Annotated in this window: 14 protein-coding genes and 1 pseudogene; 5 read left to right on the forward strand and 10 right to left on the reverse strand. The window is 63.6% G+C overall.

The features are described 5' to 3' along the window. Positions 1–40: 40 nt before the first annotated feature. Positions 41–1,705, reverse strand: coding sequence for an acetolactate synthase large subunit (locus tag SE91_RS17430; protein WP_061848447.1), 1,665 nt, complete (start codon positions 1,703–1,705; stop codon positions 41–43). A 154-nt stretch (positions 1,706–1,859) separates the two neighbouring features. Between SE91_RS17430 and SE91_RS17435 the strand changes: the two genes are divergently transcribed. Together SE91_RS17435 and SE91_RS17440 are read left to right on the forward strand one after the other, a co-directional pair. Then, positions 1,860–2,732 carry a bifunctional helix-turn-helix transcriptional regulator/GNAT family N-acetyltransferase gene (locus SE91_RS17435; protein WP_061848448.1) on the forward strand — a complete coding sequence of 291 codons (873 nt, stop codon included), beginning with the start codon at positions 1,860–1,862 and terminating at the stop codon, positions 2,730–2,732. A gap of 57 nt (positions 2,733–2,789) precedes the next feature. Beyond that, complete coding sequence (locus SE91_RS17440) at positions 2,790–3,176, forward strand: ester cyclase (RefSeq protein WP_061848449.1); 387 nt, start codon at positions 2,790–2,792, stop codon at positions 3,174–3,176. A gap of 21 nt (positions 3,177–3,197) precedes the next feature. Here SE91_RS17440 and SE91_RS17445 read toward each other — a convergent pair whose 3' ends face one another. The 3 genes from SE91_RS17445 to SE91_RS17455 all read right to left on the reverse strand — a co-directional run bounded on the left by SE91_RS17445 (position 3,198) and on the right by SE91_RS17455 (position 5,986). Next, positions 3,198–4,412, reverse strand: coding sequence for an MFS transporter (locus tag SE91_RS17445; protein WP_061848450.1), 1,215 nt, complete (start codon positions 4,410–4,412; stop codon positions 3,198–3,200). A 329-nt stretch (positions 4,413–4,741) separates the two neighbouring features. Further along, positions 4,742–5,320, reverse strand: a complete 579-nt coding sequence (locus SE91_RS17450; protein WP_061848451.1) for a hypothetical protein — start codon at positions 5,318–5,320, stop codon at positions 4,742–4,744. A gap of 81 nt (positions 5,321–5,401) precedes the next feature. Next, the gene (locus tag SE91_RS17455; RefSeq protein ID WP_061848452.1) at positions 5,402–5,986 is read right to left on the reverse strand and encodes a TetR/AcrR family transcriptional regulator; all 585 of its coding nucleotides are present in this window, start codon (positions 5,984–5,986) and stop codon (positions 5,402–5,404) included. A 77-nt stretch (positions 5,987–6,063) separates the two neighbouring features. Here SE91_RS17455 and SE91_RS17460 point away from each other — a divergent pair, with 77 nt between their 5' ends. Further along, the gene (locus tag SE91_RS17460; protein WP_061848453.1) at positions 6,064–6,561 is read left to right on the forward strand and encodes a peptide deformylase; all 498 of its coding nucleotides are present in this window, start codon (positions 6,064–6,066) and stop codon (positions 6,559–6,561) included. A 112-nt stretch (positions 6,562–6,673) separates the two neighbouring features. On the opposite strand, the gene SE91_RS17465 is transcribed toward SE91_RS17460, so the two are convergent. After that, the gene (locus SE91_RS17465; protein ID WP_061848454.1) at positions 6,674–7,318 is read right to left on the reverse strand and encodes a hydrolase; all 645 of its coding nucleotides are present in this window, start codon (positions 7,316–7,318) and stop codon (positions 6,674–6,676) included. Positions 7,319–7,465: 147 nt separating this feature from the next. On the opposite strand from SE91_RS17465, the gene SE91_RS17470 reads away from it, so the two are divergent. Beyond that, positions 7,466–8,347 carry a LysR family transcriptional regulator gene (locus SE91_RS17470; protein ID WP_061848455.1) on the forward strand — a complete coding sequence of 294 codons (882 nt, stop codon included), beginning with the start codon at positions 7,466–7,468 and terminating at the stop codon, positions 8,345–8,347. 33 nt (positions 8,348–8,380) lie between these two features. Here the strand turns inward: SE91_RS17470 and SE91_RS17475 are convergent, their stop codons facing one another. Then, entirely contained in the window at positions 8,381–8,743 is a 363-nt protein-coding gene (locus tag SE91_RS17475; protein WP_061848456.1) for an ArsR/SmtB family transcription factor, read from the reverse strand. Then, complete coding sequence (locus SE91_RS17480) at positions 8,743–9,405, reverse strand: SRPBCC family protein (protein WP_061848457.1); 663 nt, start codon at positions 9,403–9,405, stop codon at positions 8,743–8,745. The genes SE91_RS17475 and SE91_RS17480 overlap by 1 nt, the downstream gene beginning before the upstream one ends. A 187-nt stretch (positions 9,406–9,592) precedes the next feature. On the opposite strand from SE91_RS17480, the gene SE91_RS17485 reads away from it, so the two are divergent. Beyond that, the gene (locus SE91_RS17485; protein ID WP_061848458.1) at positions 9,593–9,943 is read left to right on the forward strand and encodes a EutQ-related cupin domain-containing protein; all 351 of its coding nucleotides are present in this window, start codon (positions 9,593–9,595) and stop codon (positions 9,941–9,943) included. Between the two features lie 151 nt (positions 9,944–10,094). Here the strand turns inward: SE91_RS17485 and SE91_RS17490 are convergent. The 3 genes and pseudogenes from SE91_RS17490 to guaA all read right to left on the reverse strand — a co-directional run bounded on the left by SE91_RS17490 (position 10,095) and on the right by guaA (position 14,477). Beyond that, positions 10,095–11,401, reverse strand: a pseudogene (locus SE91_RS17490) (serine hydrolase domain-containing protein). A 44-nt stretch (positions 11,402–11,445) separates the two neighbouring features. Beyond that, positions 11,446–12,207 carry a hypothetical protein gene (locus tag SE91_RS17495; RefSeq protein WP_156489659.1) on the reverse strand — a complete coding sequence of 254 codons (762 nt, stop codon included), beginning with the start codon at positions 12,205–12,207 and terminating at the stop codon, positions 11,446–11,448. A 671-nt stretch (positions 12,208–12,878) separates the two neighbouring features. Next, the gene (gene guaA / locus SE91_RS17500; protein ID WP_061851179.1) at positions 12,879–14,477 is read right to left on the reverse strand and encodes a glutamine-hydrolyzing GMP synthase; all 1,599 of its coding nucleotides are present in this window, start codon (positions 14,475–14,477) and stop codon (positions 12,879–12,881) included. Positions 14,478–14,556 lie beyond the last annotated feature (79 nt).

A 14,556-nucleotide genomic window follows, 5' to 3' on the forward strand; every position in this document is an offset into this window, starting at 1 on the left:
CGCTCGCAATGACGGACAGGGCCGAGAGTCACGAACATAATCACCTCTTCGCCTTCTCGTGCGCTCGCAACTCGTCGACCAGCACCCGCACGTTCTCGGAATAGTCGATCGGGATCGAGACCAGATGCACGCCCCCCTCCCTGAAGGCGGCGTCGAGCGTCGGACCGAAACTGTCGATGCTCGTGATGCGATGCCCCTTGGCGCCATAGGCCTTGGCATATTGGACGAAGTCGGGATTGCCAAAGGTCATGCCGTAATCGGCGAATTGATCGACCGCCTGCTTCCAGCGGATCATGCCGTAGGCATTGTCCTCCAGCACCAGCACGACGAGATTGAGCTTGAGGCGGACGGCCGTCTCCATCTCCTGGCTGTTCATCATGAAGCCGCCGTCGCCGGCGACCGCGAGCACGCGGCGGTCCGGATAGAGCATCGCGGCCATCATGGCCGAGGGCAGGCCCGCACCCATCGTTGCCAGCGCATTGTCGAGCAGCAGCGTGTTGGCGACGCGGGTGCGGTAGTTGCGCGCGAACCAGATCTTGTACATGCCGTTGTCGAGCGCGACGATGCCGTTCTCCGGCATCACCTGGCGGGTGTCGTGCACGATCCGCTGCGGCGTCGGTGGCCAGCGCGCTTCGGTGGCACGATCGGCGATGTGAGCTAAAATCTCTTCGCGGAGCGGCAACAGCGCCGCCGCCTGCGGCACCTTGCCTTCGAGCCGGTCCGCGAGCAGCTCCAGGCTCGGACCGACGTCACCGACGACCTCGGCGTCGGGGAAATAGACCAGCTCGACGCTCGCCGGCGTGTAGCTCACGTGAATCACCTTCGGACCCGACGGCCCCATGATGAAAGGCGGCTTCTCGATGGGGTCGTGGCCGATCGCGACGATAAGGTCGGCAGCATCGATCGCGTCATGAACGTAGTCGCGCTCGGACAGCGCGGCGGTCCCCATATAGAGATTGGTGCCGCCCGGCACGGTGCCCTTCCCCATCTGCGTGGTGAAGAAGGGAATGCCGGTCCGCCGCACGAAGCTTGCGATGCCATGCGTCGACCTCGGCCGGCTGGTCGCAGCGCCCATCATCACCAACGGACGTTTCGCCGCCAGGATCATCTCGGCGGCGCGGTCGAGCGCGGCCCGATGGGCGACCGGGATTTCGATCGGATGAATCGGAATCACAGGGACGGGCGACACTTCATCGCCGGCGATGTCCTCGGGCAGTTCGAGATGCACCGGTCCCGGCCGCTCCTCCATTGCCACGCGAAAGGCGTCGCGTACCACGGTCGGGATGCTGGAGGCGCTGACGATCTGCCGGGACAGCTTGGTCAGCGGCTTCATGGTCGCGACCACGTCGACGATCTGAAAGCGCGCCTGCCGGCTGCTCATGATCGGCTTCTGGCCGGTGATCAGGATCATCGGCATCGCACCGAGATGCGCATAGGCTGCACCGGTGGACAGATTGAGCGCGCCAGGTCCCAGCGTCGACAGACAGACACCGGGCTTGCCCGTCAGTCGCCCATACGTGGCTGCCATGAAGGCGGCGGCTTGCTCGTGGCGGGTCAGGACCAGTTCGATCCTGGAGGTACGCAGCGATTCGATCAGATCGAGATTCTCCTCGCCGGGTACGCCGAAGATCCTGTCGACGCCTTCATTCTCCAGCGCGGCGACAAACAGGTCCGATCCCTTCACCTTGTGGTCCTGCTCGCTCATGTCGCCTCCGCTTGCTGTGCTGCTTATCGAGTTTCGGGGAGCCGGCGCATGGTAGCGGCTCACAGCGAGGGCACAACTCACAATGAGGCGCTCGATTGCGGCCCGGTCAGTCACTCGGTTGACAGGCAGAGATATCTGACTAAAGTCAGACATCATGCTCGATCCCGTCTCCCGCGTTCGTCGCTTCAATCGCGCCGTCACCTCCGCCGTCGGCGCGCTCGATACCTCGTTCCTGGGGCGCGGCCGGCCGCTCGGCGCGGCGCGCGTGCTCAACGCGATCGGGCACGGGCGTTCGGACGTGGCCGAAATCCGCGACTATCTCGGCCTGGACTCCGGACTGATGAGCCGGCTGCTCCGCAGCCTCGAAGACGAAGGGCTGATCGAGACCGCCGCGCGTGAGGACGATGCGCGTCGGCGCATGGCAAAGCTCACGCGCGCGGGCCGGCGCGAGTTCGCAGCGTATGAAGCGCTGTCGAACGCGCAGGCCGACGGTATCCTTGCGCAACATTCGCAAGCCGAGGCGCTGCTGGCGGCGATGGATCTGATCGCTTCCGCGCTGACGCGCGAGCGCGTCACGCTGGACGAAATGGACCCGCAAAGCGAGGAGGCCCGTTATTGCCTCGGCGAGTACTATGCCGAGCTCGGCCGCCGCTTCAAACAGGGCTTCGACGTGTCGTTGTCGCGCGACCCTGACGCCAAGGACATGCGTCGTCCGCGCGGCACGTTCCTCGTCGCGATGTCGGACACGCTGTCGATCGGCTGCGTCGGGCTGAAAGGCACCGATCACGGCTATGCCGAGATCAAGCGGCTGTGGGTCGCGCCCGCCGCGCGCGGCTTGCGGCTCGGCCGGCGCCTGATGGACGCAACCGAGCAGGCTGCACGCGGCCTCGGCATCAAGCTGCTGCGGCTCGACACCAACAGCGCCCTGCCCGAGGCCGCCCAGCTCTACCGCAACACCGGCTGGCGCGAGATTCCGCGCTTCAACGACGACCCCTATCCCGATCTGTTTTTCGAGAAGCGGCTGTGACGCCGTGAGACAAATTTGCCTCCTGCTGCGTTGTGCTTGCAGCATGGGAGCCTCACGATGGACAGGGCCGATCTCGCCGACCACTACCGCAACTACATCGCCTGTTTGAACCGGCAGGACTGGCCGGCCCTCGGCCGGTTCGTGCATGACGATGTCGTCCACAACGGCCGGCCGCTCGGGCTAGCGGGCTATCGCGCGATGCTGGAGCAGGATTTTCGCGAGATACCGGATCTGCGTTTCAACATCGCGCTGCTGGTCTCAGAGCCGCCGAGAATTGCGGCGCGGCTGCAGTTCGACTGCGCGCCGGTCGGAACGTTCCTGGGGCTTCCTGTGAATGGACGGCGGGTGTCCTTCTGCGAGAACGTGTTCTACGAGTTCGGCGACGACAAGATCCGGCAGGTCTGGTCGGTGATCGACAAGGCCGCCATCGAGGCGCAGCTCTGACGGTGCGCCTCGATCGCAAATTCACGCCGGCGCCGGTGCCGCCTCGCCTTGCGGCTTGGCGAAGGGGCGGAACGTCATCGCCATCAGGAAGGCACCAAGGCCCATTGCCCAGGACGCGATGTAGAGCCAAGCATAGCTGGAGAACGCGTCGTAGATCAGGCCGCCGGCGAGCGGGCCGGTGGCCATGCCGAGGCTGCCGGCCATCGCCGTGCCGCCGATCACCGTGCCCATCATCTTGAGCGGAAAATTCTCGCGGATGAGCACGGCATAGAGCGGCATGGTGCCGGCATAGATGAAGCCGAAGATTGCCCCGACCACATAGAACGTCGCGAGCTGATGCGCGAAGACGTAAGCGAGCGCGCCGAAGGCCTGGAGCAGCAGGCCCGAGACCAGCACGCGCTTGGCGCCGAAGCGGTCGCCGAGGAGCCCGAAGGCAATGCGGCCGCCGAGCCCGGCAAAACCCTCGATGCTGTAGATCGTCACGGCCGCGACCAGCGGAATGCCGCAGCTCACGGCGTAGCTGACGGTGTGGATGATCGGGCCGGAATGGGTGGCGCAGCAGAAGAAATTGGTCGCGAGCAGGATGATGAATTGCGGCGAGCGCAGCGCCTCGCCCATCGACATCTCGCTTGGCGCAGCGCCCTCACCCGCCGGCGCAGCCTGCGCCAGGGCGGGCGGACGGCGCACCAGGAACGAGACCGGGATCATGATGGCGCCAACCACCAGTGCGACGATCTGCATCGAGGTGCGCCAGTCGTGGCCGGAGACGAGCCAGGCCGCGAACGGCGCCATCGTCATCGGCGCCATGCCCATGCCGGCCGAGACCAGCGACACCGCGAGGCTGCGTTGGGTCTCGAACCAGCCGGTCACCGCCGCCATCATCGGCGCGAAGATCGCGGCGCACGCTGCCCCGGTCAAAAGGCCGAACACGATCTGGAACACGATCAGCGAGGTCGCCTGGCTCGCGGCGAACAGGCTCAGCGTCAGCACGATCGATCCCGTCAGCACCACCGGAAGCGGCCCGAACCGGTCGGACAGCGTGCCCCAGACCATGCTGGTGAAGGCCATGGCCAGAAATCCGATCGTCATCGCGCTGGAGATGCCGGTCACCGACCAGCCGGTGTCTTTTGCGATCGGCTGCAGGAACACCGGCAGCGAAAACATGCCGCCGATGGCGACGCAGCCGAGCAGGCCGCCGGCGGCGACGATCACCCAGCGATAGGGGGATTGGGTCATTTGGGTCTCCCGTCAGATCTGTCTGGCTGGAAGACGAACGGGAACTGCGCCGGCCGACACTGCGACGTCGGTTTCGTAGCACGTGACCGCGAGCCGCCAACCCAAGTGCGAAAACAACCCCATGCACAGTAGCCGCCCCTTGCGGGATCAATGACTTAGCGAGCAGCATTTGGCACCCGGCGACTCACGCTTTCCATGCCGGACATGTCACGGACAGTTTGACACGTCGGGCAAAACACCTCCACTTGCGCCGTCAGCAGGCCCTGCGCGGAGGGCCGCTTCCTGCAAGGACGGCACGCCGTAGCCGGCGTGAGGTCCGTTGCGTGACTTCAGGCGGCCGCGTCACGCCGCCACCCGCTAACGGTCAGCCAGACCGCCGAGACCAGGAAGTAGAGCGCACCGACCGCGGCGTAGCCCGCGACGTTCGCGATCGATGGCACCGCAGGCATCGAGGCCTGAAAGATGAAGAAGCCGCCCGCAAGAGCCGACTGGCCACCGCTGAGCACCATCGCCCACTGCGCGCCAAAACTCTTCCACCGCCGCGCGGCCGTGCCGAGCTGAAGCAATCCAGACAGGATCGCCCACGCCCCGAAGATTCCGAGCACCCAGTTCATGCTGACCTGCAAGGCCAGGATGACCGCGATGGTGGTCGCGAGGCTGACCAGCACGTTGAAGCCTTGCGTGCGGTTCTGGTTCAGCCCGCCGCTTCGAAGCGCATCGAGGTAGTTGGCCGCGGCGTCCCAGGCGGGATAAGCGACTAGCAACGCCGCTGCCACCGCCGCGGACGACGGCGCGATCGCGAAGGCCGCAACAACCCAGGCGACGGAAAACGCGCCGCGCAGGAAATAATACTGCTTCAGCCATTGCGTATCTTCGGCTGTCTCCAAAGCGAGTTCATGAGGTCTCATGATGGTCTCCTTACCTACTAGTTGGTAGTTTTTGCGACAAGCGTCATCACCCGCGACGGCTTACAGCGCGTGTCGATCTCGTCAGTGCCTGGTGGAAAGCCGTTCCAGCAGCGGCCGGGTGATGATCCCGAACATCTTGGGATCACCATAAGCGCGCGCCGACAACATCGCGCCGTGAACGGTCGCCATGAACGCTTCGGCCTCGACCCGGGCCGTGCTCGAGAGATGCAGCCGCCCTTGCCGCTTGCCGCGCTCCATCACCGACGCCAGCCACGCCCCGAGGAAACGGAAATGCGCGCGGACTTCGAGCGCTACCTCGTCAGGCAAAATCGGAAGCTCGCTGGCCAGCAGCGCACAGACGCAGAATGGAGCCGTCGCATCCTTGATGCACGCCTCCCAATACGCGATGTAGCTCTTGAGCTGCTCGGCGGGGTCGGTGACGTTGCGTTCCAGTGCCGACAGTCCCGCTTGCGCCTCCTCGCGATAGCGCGACACCAAGGTGCGGACCAGATCGACCTTGCTGGCGAAATGGTGGTGGATGCTCGGCTTGCGGACGCCAACGACATCGGCGATGTCGGCGTAGCTGAAGCCGTTGTAGCCGCCCGCGATGATCAGCGTGCGCGCGCAGGCGAGAATGTCGTCGGCGGTGGAGGAAACATTGCTCATACGGGATCATCTACCTTCTAGTCGGTAGATTATCAAGAGAGGGGTGCTTCAACGAACCGTGAGTGGTAGGAGCGAGCATGACCATCCGCCCCATCCTCCGCTATCCCGACCGCCGGCTCGCGAGCCCTGCCCGTCCCGTCACCGCGTTCGACGACGCCTTGCGCGCGCTCGCGCAGGATCTGCTCGACACCATGCGCGCCGCGCCCGGCATCGGCATCACCGCGCCGCATATCGGCGTGCCCTTGCGGGTCGTGGTGCTGGAGCTCGAGGCCAAGGACGGCGCGCAAACTTACGTCAATCCTCAGATCGAGTGGGCTTCGCCCGAGATGATCCTGCATCGCGAGGGCAGCGTCTCGATGCCTGGAGTCAACGACGAGGTGCAGCGCCACGGCCGCGTGCGGGTCAGCTATCAGGATCTCGACGGCGACGTGCACAGCGAGGAGTCGGAAGGTTTGCGCGCGGTCTGTCACCAGCACGAGATCGACCAGCTCGACGGCCTATTCTGGATCCAGCGGCTGTCGCGGCTGAAGCGCGAGCGGCTGGTGAAGAAGTTCGAGAAAATGTCGAGACCCTGACGGGATCAGCGAATTCGCTATCAGCCAGCCCAGGAGGCCGGGCGGATGGACTGCGCCAGCGGCCCACGCTTCGCGCAGCCGCTGGCTCCTCACAAGGTCAGATCATCCTGCGTCAGCGGGGCACAGGCGTGTTGAGCAGCTGCTGCTCCCACAGATATGCGATGCCGCTCCCGCCGGCATGTTCCGTGATCACCTTCGTGAGCGCGACAGCTTGATCGATCCGAGCCCAGTCGCGCTGCCATTCGGCCGCGACCGCCAGCCAGGTCATCATGTTCACGCCGGCCGCGATCATGCGCTGGATTGCGACCTGATGGGCCTCCATAGACACGGCGCCAGAGGCGTCGGTGACGACAGTTACATCCCAGCCTTCGCCGCGCGCCTGGATCGCCGGCATGGCGACGCAGATCTCGGTCCACAGACCAGCGATGATGAGCTGCTTGCGGCCGGTGGCCTTGACTGCGTCAACCACCTTTCGATCTTCCCAGGTGTTGATGAAGGTCCGATCGATCACCTCCTGGCCGGGGAAAACCTCCGTGATCTGAGGGAAAAGAAGGCCACCGCGTTCAGCGATCACCGTGGTCAGGATCGTGGGGACGCCGAAGGCTTTGGCGGCCTTGGCCAGACCGGCCGTATTGTTGATCACCATCTGCGGTTCATGGCTGTTCACGTTCGCAAGCTGGTAAGGCTGGTGGTCAATCAAGACGAGCACCGAATCTTCGGGACGAAGAAGCGAAGCAAGGCCGTTACGAAAAGTCATCGTTGCATCCTTTACTGCCGTCGTGAGCGGCACTGGTTCGGAGGCGCACGTCAGCAGCGACGTAGCCTGACACCGACATTGGCGTTCCCGGATGCGATACGATAGTGTGCCGCCGCGGAACGCTGTGTCGCCGATTGGGGAACGCTGTTGGATATCGAAGAGATACGGACATTCGTCGAAGTTGCCGACGCCGGAGGAATTTCGTCCGCTGCGGCCCGGCTGGGGGTCGCGAAATCGATCGTCAGTCGTCGGCTTCTCCGGCTCGAAGCCGAACTTGGCGTCCAACTTCTTGCAAGAACGACCCGCGGAGCTGCGCTCACGGAGGCCGGCGTCACGTTCCGAGACTATGCAGCCAGGGTCCGCGCCGAAATTGACGCAGCGAGTGAAGCGATCCAGCCCGCCGGAGAGCTGCGCGGCCGCTTGCGGGTTGCAGTGCCGCTTTCATTCGGCCCGACGCACTTTGCTCCCATCCTTGCAGAAATGGCGCGCCGCCATCCCCACCTTCAGATCCAAACCTGCTACAGCGATCGCTTCGTCGATCTCGTCGCCGACGGCTATGATTGCGCGATACGGATCGGCTATCTTCAGGACTCCAATCTGATTGCGAGACGCATCGGCCCAATCCACGGGAAGCTTCTCGCGAGCCCTGACTACATCAAGGCCAACGGATCGCCGGAGTCGCCGGAGGAACTCGTCGCCCATGAGGCGCTCATGCAAGGCACTGAAGCGTGGCAACTCATGGATGGCGACAAGATCATCACGGTTCGTCCGCAGGGGCGCTTCAAGGCCGACAACGGCACAGCGCTCCTTGCCGCCGCAACGGCAGGACTCGGGATCGCCTACCTTCCCGATCGCCTCACCCATGCACATCTCGCGTCCGGCGCGCTTGTTCCGGTGATGACACGGTATCCTCCGCCTCCGGCGGGTGCCTATATGATCCGCCCACCAGGCCAGCATCCGGCACGGAAGATACGGGTTCTCACCGAACTGCTGATCGAGTATTGCGAGCCGGGTCCGCATCCTGCGTGACCCGGCTTCTTCACCACCAGGTTTGCAGCACCCTCAAGCCCTCTTTCCGCTCCGCTTGGTGATCGGCGCATTGCGGCGCTCGCGCTTGCCGCGCGCGATCTCGGTTGCCAGCGCGTCCAGCTTCGGCTCCCAGAAAGTCCTGAACTGGCCGATCCACGCATCCACCGCCCGAAGGCCAGCAACGTCCACCGAATAGAGCCGCCTTTGCGCCTCGGCGCGAACGGTCGCAAAGCCGCTCTCTCGCAGCACCTTGAGGTGCTGCGAGACTGCCGCCTGCGTGATGCCGAATTCGGCCCCGATCACTTCGACGACCTCGCCGGACGCCATTTCGTTTTGGCCGAGCAGCTCGAGGATGCGACGGCGCACGGGATCGGCGAGGACCTCGAAGACGTGCATCAGCTTCCTGTGCCGGGATGGGCGATGTCGGGCGGCATCTCGCCGCGATAGAACGCGATGGTGCGGTCCGAGCGCTCTTTCGCCGCGGCCGGATCGACGCCGCTTGCGACATGCGCCCCGCGCCAATATTCGCCGCTGGTCGTCATGAAGTCCTTGCCCTCAGGCGAGCCCATCCATGCTTCGGCCGTCTCATGGTCCACCGATGCCCCCGTCGCGAGATAGCGCTCCAGTCCGGCGAGCGCGAGGTCCCAGCCGATGCCCACCGCACTGGGGCCGAACTGATTCCAATGATCCTCGATGATCGCGGTGTGCTCAAGCGTCAAACGCGCCTGGCTTCGTTCCGCGGCCAGGGTGACGTCGATCCAGCTGACCGCGCCGCCGAATTCCCACGTCGCTGCAAAACGGGTCGGCGGCGTGCAGGCGGTGATGGTGCCGCCGGCATTGCCCTTGAGCTGATACTTCCCGCCGATCTGAAGGTCGCCCTCGACCGGCAGGAACCAGCGCGGGATACGCTCCCTGCTGGTCACGGCGTCCCAGAGATCGTCGACGCTGGTGTCGTAAAGCCGCGTCAGCGTCACGGCGCTCGCCGCCTTTCCGTCTTTGTCGAAATTCTTCACCGAACGCGTGACGAGCCCGAGGACCCTGGCGACGTCGATCTCCATTTGCGCTTCTCCCTGTCGCTACGTGCGAGGCAAAGGAATATCGATCAGCGCTAATATAAGTCAATCCTTATATTGCCAGACGTTGCTGCGTCAAACCGCCTCGCGTGCCCTTGCGAACCAAATACCCGGCCAGACGTCTATCGGTGCCCTCCCCGCCAAACCAGCCTGCACAAGACGGAAGGAACTCATGAAAGTTCGCAAATTCGCCATCACCGACGCTTCGCTCGAACGCTCGCCCGGGCAGGACGGCGATATCTTCGCCGGAAATGTGATCGACCAGCGCCACGGCGGACCGATCACCATCGGCTTCGGCCGTTATGCGCCGAACCAGAATCTCGACGAGAAGCTCACGGTCGACGATGTCATGCTCGTCCTGGAAGGAAAGCTCTCGGTCACCAGCAGCGGCAACACCGTGACCGCAGGTCCCGGCGAGATCGTCTACATGCCAAAGGGCGAAACGGTCACGATCCGCTCGCACGAGCAAGGCGCGGTGACCGCCTACGTCACCTATCCGCATTGGCAGGAGGCGCGCGAGTGAGGCGAGCCTGCCCGCAGCACGCTCGACTGATCTTGCGGTTTGCCCAGACCGCAGCTCGTAGGGCGGATTAGCGAAGCGTAATCCGCCATCTATCAGCACGGCTCGGCGCGAGATGGCGGATTACGCCGTGTGGCTAATTCGCCCTACGCACCTATCCCGCCATCAGCGCCTTCGCCAGTGCCATATACGCCGGCAGTGTCACCGGATCATTGGCGGCATTGCCGGCCATGGGATGCGAGGCGTAGCGCGCGATCACCATCTCGGCCTTTGGATCGATGTAGATGCCCTGGCCGTGAACGCCGCGCGCCATGTAGGCGCCGTGCGCGTTGTGCGTGATCCACCATTGGTTTCGGTACGAGGCGCTCGGCAGCGTGGTGTAGCCGGCCGGTTTGAACTTCTCAGGGTCGCCGCCGCGTGCGATGTCCTCGACCACTTGTGACGGCACGATCTGCCGACCGTTGAAGCGGCCGTGATTGCGCATGGTCTCGCCGAAGCGGGCGAGATCGCGCAACGTCGTGGAGAGCCCACCGCCGCCGCTCTCGGTGCCGATGCGGTCGACGTGATAATGCGCGTCCTCCTCCGCCCCATCGGCTGCCAGATGCGCTCGGACAGCAGATCGGACAGCGTCATGCCGCTGGCGCGCCTGACGATCCAGGCCAGCACGTCGGTGTTGACGGTCTTGTAGGCAAAGGCCTTGCCGTGCTCGCCCTGCTTCTTCTGCGCGATCAGGAAATCGAAGATCGTGGTCGCGCCTTCGTAGCCCGGCGGGATCGGCGCCATGCCGTTGGCGCGCCGAAGGCCCCACACGTCCGAGTTCTTGTCGGTATAGACCTCGGTGTAGAGGAGCCCCGTGGTCATATCCATGACCTCGTGCACGCGCGCATCACCGAACGCGCTCGCCTTCAGCTCCGGCACGTAGTCCGTAACAGGCGCTTGCGGATCGATCTTGCCTTCCGTGACCAGGATGCCCGCGAGCACGCCAGTGAACGACTTCGTCACCGACATCGCGATATGCGGCTTGTGCGGCTTCAACGCGCCAAAGTAGCGCTCATAGATCAGCCTGCCCCGATGCAGCACGGCGATGCCGTCGGTGTAGGTCTCCTCCAGCATCTTCGCGAAAGTCATGGGCCGCCCGTCCATCGTGGTCGAGGCGACCGCGCCTATGTCATGATCCTCGCGTGGGAGCAGAGAGGCCGGCCCCGCCCCGCGCCAGACATTCACGGTCGGCACCAGCTGGCGGATGTTGGACCAGGCCCAGCGCAGTTCGGGGAAGCTGCGGAACGAGCCGTCCTGGAAGGTGATGGTGCGGTCCGGGGATGGCGGGAAGCCGCGCATCCAGCCGAGGGATTCGGGGTCGGTGGAGGTGGATGGCTGGTTCAAATTCGGTGCAACGGACATGAAGATAGAATCCCGACACGGCGGTTCAAGTTGCGTAGCGCGAGACCGCGCGCTCCGCATCGGACGTTTGCCCTTGGGTGCTGTGCGATGGACTTCCCTCCCGCTTACCCGACTACGTCTTCTGATTGGGAGGCATTTCCCCGCTCGGTGTATTGAATGGGCATATCAGAAAAATTTGCTCGCCAGTCGTCAAAAATCTTCGGCACAACGGTCCGATCGGCTGGCACATTCGTGAAGTATCGAACCACCGTGTCGTCAATGTAGGCAGCCCACATCTCACCGGAATCATTGAGCATCACAATGCTTTCCATAATTGTGTAGAGTCCGGCTACGCCACCAGAGATGACTCTTGCCGCGGCAGAATCAATGTCCTCTCGCTCATGGAGATCGCTTGTACAATTCCGCATCTTATCGATATGCTCGCCTAAAAGCGCATACAAACGAACAACCTCTACTTCGTTCATAAGTCCAGCATCGAACCACGGCTCCCTTTGACGGGTGAAGTTACCGCCGAACGTAGCGCGGGCCCCCCGAAAACTACTACACGCTGCGGTTTCCTCGATTTCTATGATTCGCTTGCCGCTCTCCATCCGACGTCGGAAAATCAATTCCCCGTCCTCATCCGTCTCTCCGTTACGCACTCGGCAGTAAGCTACGTCTTGCGAGACTATGCGAGCATACGAGGTGATTGATCCCGAATGCGCTCCGTGGAAAACAACAAGATCAAAGAAAAAGCCGTTAGGCCCCACTTCGCGGATGAACAAGTTACCCCCAAAAGAGGCAGCATCGAAATCCCATTTTCCCCACCAAAGTTGCACTTCTGCCCCGCTTGCAATGGCGCTTGATGGTCCCGCTTCCAAGGCCATTCGCAGTCCGTGCTCAAGACGCCCCTGAAGCAGGGACCTCGCCTCAACCCGATCACTCTTCTCTATGGCCTCGTAAACCACGATGCGTCGCCCTCGCAGATCGAATGGCAGCAATTCGGGCCCGCCAAACGCACTATTCTGAATCAGAATGATTCTGCTCCAACCAAGCCGAGCGACAGCGTAACCCAACTCAACGAGCACATTGGGATTAGGAGTCGGACGGGCAGCGTTACAACTAACGATACTAACGTCCGCAACAAATGCGTCAGCGCAAGATATCTTAGCTAAAATGCTGTGCGCGATATCTGGAGCGCCTGCGAGGTTGGCCGTAACCCTATCGAGTACAGGTTCGATCTTAGCGTCTGCATCTTGACCGATCGAACGAATAGCTCGACTCAAACTTTCCTGGATCAGATTGCGATTGGTCGCTGAAGGGAGGTCTGACTGCCAAGAGTAGAACACAGTTCTTCGCATAGCGTCCCACTAAATTTCGTTATCCGAACGTCTGTCAGCGAGCGTGAAAGCAGATGGGGCTTTTCCTCTTCACCGATCATGCGGGCATTCTCTGCAACCTAAACGACAAATGCAGACATAGTGCCCGATGTCACGGGCTGTAAGCCTGATTCTCGGCGGCGCAAACAGCCGGTCTCAGACCTTAAGTTCTACGCCCCCTACTCCCACTCGATCGTCCCAGGCGGCTTGCTCGTCACGTCATACACCACCCTATTCACGCCCTTCACCTCGTTGATGATGCGCGTCGCGGTCTCGCCCAGGAATTTCATGTCGAACTGGTAGAAGTCCGCGGTCATGCCGTCGGTTGAGGTGACGGCGCGCAGGCCGACGACGTAGTCGTAGGTACGGCCGTCGCCCATGACGCCGACGGTCTTCACCGGGAGCAGCACGGCGAAGGCCTGCCAGATCTCGTCGTAGAGGCCGTGCTTGCGGATCTGGTCGATGTAGACGGCATCCGCTTTCCGCAGGATGTCGAGCTTGTCGCGGGTGATCTCGCCGGGGCAGCGGATGGCGAGCCCGGGGCCCGGGAACGGGTGGCGGCCGACGAAGATTTCGGGAAGGCCGAGCTCGCGGCCGAGCTTGCGCACCTCGTCCTTGAACAGCTCGCGCAGGGGCTCGACGAGCTTCATGTTCATGCGCTCGGGCAGTCCGCCGACATTGTGGTGCGACTTGATGGTGACCGAGGGGCCGCCGGTGAAGGAGACGCTCTCGATCACGTCAGGGTAGAGCGTGCCTTGCGCGAGGAAGTCGGCGCCGCCGATCTTCTTGGCCTCGGCCTCGAACACCTCGATGAAGAGGCGGCCGATGGTCTTGCGCTTGGCTTCGGGGTCGGTGACGCCTTCGAGCTCGCCCAGAAACTGCTTGGAGGCGTCCACGTGCACGAGCGGGATGTTGTAGTGGTGGCGGAACAGGTCGACGACGGTCTTGGCTTCGTCGAGGCGCAGCAAGCCGTGATCGACGAACACGCAGGTGAGCTGGTCGCCGATGGCCTCGTGGATCAGCACGGCCGCGACGGCGGAATCGACACCGCCGGAGAGGCCGCAGATCACCTTGCCCTTGCCGACCTGCGCGCGGATCTTTGCGATCTCCTCCTCGCGGAAGGCGCGCATGGTCCAGTCGCCGGAAAGGCCGGCGATCTTGCGCACGAAGTTGCGGATGAGCTTGGCGCCGTCGGGCGTGTGCACCACTTCGGGGTGGAACATCAGGCCGTAATATTTGCGCTTCTCGTCCTGGATGATCGCGAACGGCGCGTTCGGCGAGGTGCCGGCGACGGAGAAGCCCGGCGGCATCTTGGTGATGCGGTCGCCATGGCTCATCCAGACCTGGTTCTTGCTGCCTGACGACCAGACGTCCGCGAATAGCTTGCTGTCGGCCTTGACCTCGACATCGGCGCGGCCGAACTCGCGGTGATGGCCGCCCTCGACCTCGCCGCCGAGCTGCGCCGCCATGGCCATCTGGCCGTAGCAGATGCCCATCACGGGCACGCCGGAATCGAAGATCGACTGCGGGGCTCGCGGCGAGCCGGCCTCGTGGACCGATTCAGGGCCGCCGGAGAGAATCACCGCCTTCGGCTTCATCTCATCGAAGGCAGCTTCCGCCTTGTTGAACGGGACGATCTCGCAATAGACGCCATCCTCGCGCACGCGGCGCGCGATCAGCTGCGTCACCTGGCTGCCGAAGTCGACGATGAGAATCTTGTCGTGCGCCGAGGCCACCGAGGGCGTCGACGCGGAGCGGTCGTTCTGTGCTGCTGTCATGGCCAGCCAATACGCTGGCGCCGCCCGCGCCGCAACCGCGGCGGCGGCGCGCCCACATGCTTCTTTGGGCATGGACAGG

The organism is Bradyrhizobium sp. DOA1, assembly GCF_001593325.1.
Taxonomy (GTDB): Bacteria; Pseudomonadota; Alphaproteobacteria; order Rhizobiales; family Xanthobacteraceae; genus Bradyrhizobium.

Coding starts and splice junctions, on each gene's coding strand:
- SE91_RS17430 (WP_061848447.1), bottom strand. CDS start 1,705: ATGAGCGAGCAGGACCACAAGGTGAAGGGATCGGACCTGTTTGTCGCC.
- SE91_RS17435 (WP_061848448.1), top strand. CDS start 1,860: ATGCTCGATCCCGTCTCCCGCGTTCGTCGCTTCAATCGCGCCGTCACC.
- SE91_RS17440 (WP_061848449.1), top strand. CDS start 2,790: ATGGACAGGGCCGATCTCGCCGACCACTACCGCAACTACATCGCCTGT.
- SE91_RS17445 (WP_061848450.1), bottom strand. CDS start 4,412: ATGACCCAATCCCCCTATCGCTGGGTGATCGTCGCCGCCGGCGGCCTG.
- SE91_RS17450 (WP_061848451.1), bottom strand. CDS start 5,320: ATGAGACCTCATGAACTCGCTTTGGAGACAGCCGAAGATACGCAATGG.
- SE91_RS17455 (WP_061848452.1), bottom strand. CDS start 5,986: ATGAGCAATGTTTCCTCCACCGCCGACGACATTCTCGCCTGCGCGCGC.
- SE91_RS17460 (WP_061848453.1), top strand. CDS start 6,064: ATGACCATCCGCCCCATCCTCCGCTATCCCGACCGCCGGCTCGCGAGC.
- SE91_RS17465 (WP_061848454.1), bottom strand. CDS start 7,318: ATGACTTTTCGTAACGGCCTTGCTTCGCTTCTTCGTCCCGAAGATTCG.
- SE91_RS17475 (WP_061848456.1), bottom strand. CDS start 8,743: ATGCACGTCTTCGAGGTCCTCGCCGATCCCGTGCGCCGTCGCATCCTC.
- SE91_RS17480 (WP_061848457.1), bottom strand. CDS start 9,405: ATGGAGATCGACGTCGCCAGGGTCCTCGGGCTCGTCACGCGTTCGGTG.
- SE91_RS17485 (WP_061848458.1), top strand. CDS start 9,593: ATGAAAGTTCGCAAATTCGCCATCACCGACGCTTCGCTCGAACGCTCG.
- SE91_RS17495 (WP_156489659.1), bottom strand. CDS start 12,207: ATGGCCTTGGAAGCGGGACCATCAAGCGCCATTGCAAGCGGGGCAGAA.
- guaA (WP_061851179.1), bottom strand. CDS start 14,477: ATGACAGCAGCACAGAACGACCGCTCCGCGTCGACGCCCTCGGTGGCC.